The organism is Accumulibacter sp. (assembly GCF_036625275.1).
GTDB lineage: Bacteria > Pseudomonadota > Gammaproteobacteria > Burkholderiales > Rhodocyclaceae > Accumulibacter.
Window position 1 is genome coordinate 1 of the sequence record NZ_JAZKUD010000168.1, and the last position, 3,624, is coordinate 3,624.

4 protein-coding genes are annotated in these 3,624 nt (G+C 65.0%); 2 read left to right on the top strand and 2 right to left on the bottom strand.

Going from position 1 to position 3,624, the window contains the following annotated elements; genetic code table 11:
- A partial coding sequence (locus V5B39_RS22030; RefSeq protein ID WP_332344951.1) for a lipid-binding SYLF domain-containing protein occupies positions 1-559 on the bottom strand: 559 nt, incomplete at its 3' end.
- Positions 560-796: 237 nt separating this feature from the next.
- Between V5B39_RS22030 and V5B39_RS22035 the strand changes: the two genes are divergently transcribed.
- Positions 797-2,209 carry a bifunctional enoyl-CoA hydratase/phosphate acetyltransferase gene (locus V5B39_RS22035; RefSeq protein ID WP_332344952.1) on the top strand — a complete coding sequence of 471 codons (1,413 nt, stop codon included), beginning with the start codon at positions 797-799 and terminating at the stop codon, positions 2,207-2,209.
- A 1-nt stretch (position 2,210) separates the two neighbouring features.
- Positions 2,211-3,395: an acetate/propionate family kinase gene (locus V5B39_RS22040; protein ID WP_332344953.1), complete on the top strand. Its 1,185-nt coding sequence runs from the start codon at positions 2,211-2,213 to the stop codon at positions 3,393-3,395.
- A 25-nt stretch (positions 3,396-3,420) separates the two neighbouring features.
- On the opposite strand, the gene V5B39_RS22045 is transcribed toward V5B39_RS22040, so the two are convergent.
- Positions 3,421-3,624, bottom strand: a 204-nt coding sequence (locus V5B39_RS22045; RefSeq protein WP_332344954.1) for an SDR family oxidoreductase, incomplete at its 5' end; no start/stop codon positions are given.

The window sequence follows — 3,624 nt, forward strand, 5'->3', positions numbered from 1 at the left end:
GCCGGGTGATCTTGTTGCCCTGCAGGCCAATGCCGGCCATCAGGCCCTTCTGGCTGAAGATGAAGGCGTAGATGTCGTCCTTGGCGGTCGTCGTGGTCAGCGACTTGCCCATGCCCTGGTCCACCACTACCACGCTGGGACCAACACCGACTTCGAAGCCATCATTCTGATTCAGAGCATTCAATGACTTCTCATTCATGAAGAACATGGCATAACCGAATTGCTGGGCACCGGCCTGCAGTCCGTACGAAGCGCCGGCGGTGTTGTAGTAGCCGGCGGCCTGACCGCCCCTGAAGAGCACGCCGTCTCCGTACTGGCCGCCGACGACGAGACCGGCCTTGGTGATCTTTGGAAACACGAGGACGGCGACCGCATCCCTGGACAAGGCTTTTGCCCCACTGACGCGGGTGATCAGCTTCTGATAGGCACTGTGCGCATCCCGTTCGAGCGCTGCACGGTCCGCCGCGATGGCGTTTGCCGAGCCCACCAGGGCTGCGATGACGGCAAGCAGGAACAGCCGGGATGCTTGAGCAACTTGCGAAAAGACGGTCTTGTGCATGTGGTCACCTGTGAATGGTTGTTATCAGGGAAGGGTCAAGCTGCTTGGACAAGCAAGCCATGATAAGCCAAAACCTGCCGGGTCGGGAGCCACCCCGCCCGGTCACGGGATGCCCGTTTTAGGTAGGGCTATTTGCCGGTTCCGACGACACAGGCGACGCTATAATGATGCGCGGCACGTGCGACGAGCGATCCGTGGCCGGTCAAGAACCATCACCATCATCCCAGTGAGCAGATCATGAGATCAGAAACCCTCCAGAATCGTTGCTTCGCCGAAATCAGCATCGGCGACAGCGCAAGCATCACCCATACCCTGACCTTGCGTGACGTGCAGCTCTTCGCGGCTGTTTCGGGCGACATCAGTCCGACCCAGCTCGACAGCGAACTTGACAGACAGCTTGGTCCGTCCGACCTCGGCGCACAGAGCATGTGGCTCGGCGCCCAGGTTTCAGGACTGCTCGGCAACCAGCTTCCCGGTCCGGGAACGGTACACTCGGGGCAGGATCTGGAGTTCCTGGCACCGGTGCCGATCGGCGACAAGGTCACGATCTCGATCACCGCCACCGCCAAGGATGTGGCAAGCCACCGGGTCACTTTCGACTGCCGCGGCGTCAATGCCCGCGGCGAGACGATCATGACCGGCACGGCACGAGTCATCGCGCCACAGGTCAAGATCACGATGGAACGGCCGGAGGCGGCCAAGGTGGCGATCCAGAGTCACGACAACTTCGCCCGCTTCGTCGAACGCTGCCAGCAACTGCCGCCGGTGCCGGTAGCGGTGGCGCATCCCTGCGACGAGTCGTCGCTTGGCGCTGCCCTGCAGGCGAGGCGCGAAGGGCTGATCGAGCCGATCCTGGTCGGACCGCTGGCCAGGCTGCAGTCAGTCGCCGAACAGGCTGGCCTCGACCTCGCCGGCGTACAGATCGAGGACGTGCCGCACAGTCATGCCGCCGCTTTCCGGGCCGTCGAACTGGTTCGCCTGGGCAAGGCGACGGCGTTGATGAAGGGCAGCCTGCACACCGACGAACTGATGGCCGAAGTCGTCAGCCGTGACACCGGGCTGCGCACCGAGCGGCGGATCACGCACGCCTTCCTGATGGACGTGCCGACCTATCACAAGCCGCTGATCGTGACCGACGCCGCGATCAACATCGCCCCCGACCTCGACACCAAGCGCGACATCTGTCAGAACGCGATCGATCTGGCACACGTGCTGGGCATCGAACGACCGAAAGTGGCGATCATCTGCGCCGTCGAGTCGATCAATTCGCGCATGGTCTGCACCACCGACGCCGCCTCGCTGTGCAAGATGGCAGACCGTGGCCAGATCACCGGCGCGATCCTCGATGGCCCGCTGGCCCTCGACAACGCGATCAGCAAGGAGGCGGCACGCATCAAGAAGATCGACTCGGCGGTCGCCGGTGATCCGGATATCGTCGTTGTTCCCGACCTCGCCGCTGGCAACATCCTTGCCAAGCAACTGACTTTCATGAGCAATGCCGATGGCGCCGGCGTTGTCCTCGGTGCGCGGGTGCCGATCATCCTCACCAGCCGCGCCGACAACCGGCGCACCAAGCTCGCCTCGTGTGCGGTCGCCGTCCTGATGGCCACCGCCGCGGCGGCCCAATCCCCGATCAAGGCAGGGGCGTGAAATGGAAAAGCTGATTCTGGTCCTCAATGCCGGCTCGTCGAGCCTCAAGTTCTCGCTGTTTGCAGTGCCTGCGGCGGGGGAGATGCGCGCCGTCGCGGTCGGCCAGATCGAGGGGCTCGGTACCGCGCCGCGTCTCAAGGTCAAGGATGGTGCCGGCGAGCGGATTGCCGACGAGCAGTGGGATAAGAGCGAGGTCAGCGGCCATGCGCAGGCACTGCAGCGGATCGCAGGACTGTTGCGCTCGCGTTTCCAGGGCAGCGTGCTGGCTGGTGTCGGTCACCGCGTCGTGCATGGCGGCCCGGACTATGCTGCCCCCCTGCTGGTGACGCCGGAGGCGATGCTCCGCCTCGAGGACTTCATACCCCTGGCGCCACTGCATCAGCCGCACAACCTGGCGGCAATCCGTGCGGTGCAGGAGGTGCAACCGGAGCTGCCGCAGGTCGCCTGTTTCGATACCGCCTTCCATCAGACGCAGGAGCGGGTCGCGCAGTTCTACGGTCTGCCTTACGAATATTTCGAGCGGGGCGTGCGCCGCTACGGCTTCCACGGACTCTCGTACGAGTACATCGCCGCCGCCCTGCCAGGTGTCGCGCCAGCCGTGGCGGGCGGGCGGGTGGTCGTCGCCCACCTCGGTAGCGGCGCCAGCATGTGCGCGATGCACGCGGGCCGCAGCGTCGGCAGCTCGATGGGCTTTACCGCGCTCGACGGCCTGCTGATGGGGACCCGCCCGGGAAACATGGATCCTGGCATCGTCCTCTACCTGCTGCAGCAGGAGGGAATGAGCGCCAAGCAGATCGAGGATCTGCTCTACAAGCGCTCCGGCCTGCTCGGCCTCTCCGGCATCGGCAACGACATGCGGGTGCTGCTGGCCAGCGAGGAACCGCGCGCCCGGCTGGCGATCGACCACTTCGTGTACCGCATCAGCCGTGAACTCGGCGCGCTCGCCGCCGTGCTCGGCGGCCTTGATGCGCTGGTATTCACCGCCGGGATTGGCGAAAACAGCGCGCGTATCCGGCAACTCGTTTGCGAGAAGGCGCGCTGGCTCGGCATCGAGATCGACGAGGTGGCCAACGAACTGGCCGGCCCGCGCATCAGCAGCGCCGGCAGCCGGACCTCGGCGTGGGTGGTGCCGACCAACGAAGAGCTGATGATCGCCCGCCATACCCGCCAGCTGCTGGCCCTGTAAGTTCCGCGCCTGGCGGGAAGTCGCTTCAGCCGACGACGTGGTAGCCGCCGTCGATGTGCATCGTCTGGCCGGTGATGAGCTTCGCGTAGTCGGAAGCGAGGAAGGCGGTCGCCATGCCGACATCCTCGATGGTGGCCAGCATGTGGCTCGGGGCGCGCTTCGCGGCGATGTCCATCAACTCGTCGAAGCGATCGATGCCGCTGGCGGCGCGGGTCCTGATCGGGCCAGG

What these genes read in the sequence shown, in the direction of transcription:
- V5B39_RS22035 (WP_332344952.1), top strand. Translation starts at nt 797, where the DNA reads ATGAGATCAGAAACCCTCCAGAATCGTTGCTTCGCCGAAATCAGCATC.
- V5B39_RS22040 (WP_332344953.1), top strand. Translation starts at nt 2,211, where the DNA reads ATGGAAAAGCTGATTCTGGTCCTCAATGCCGGCTCGTCGAGCCTCAAG.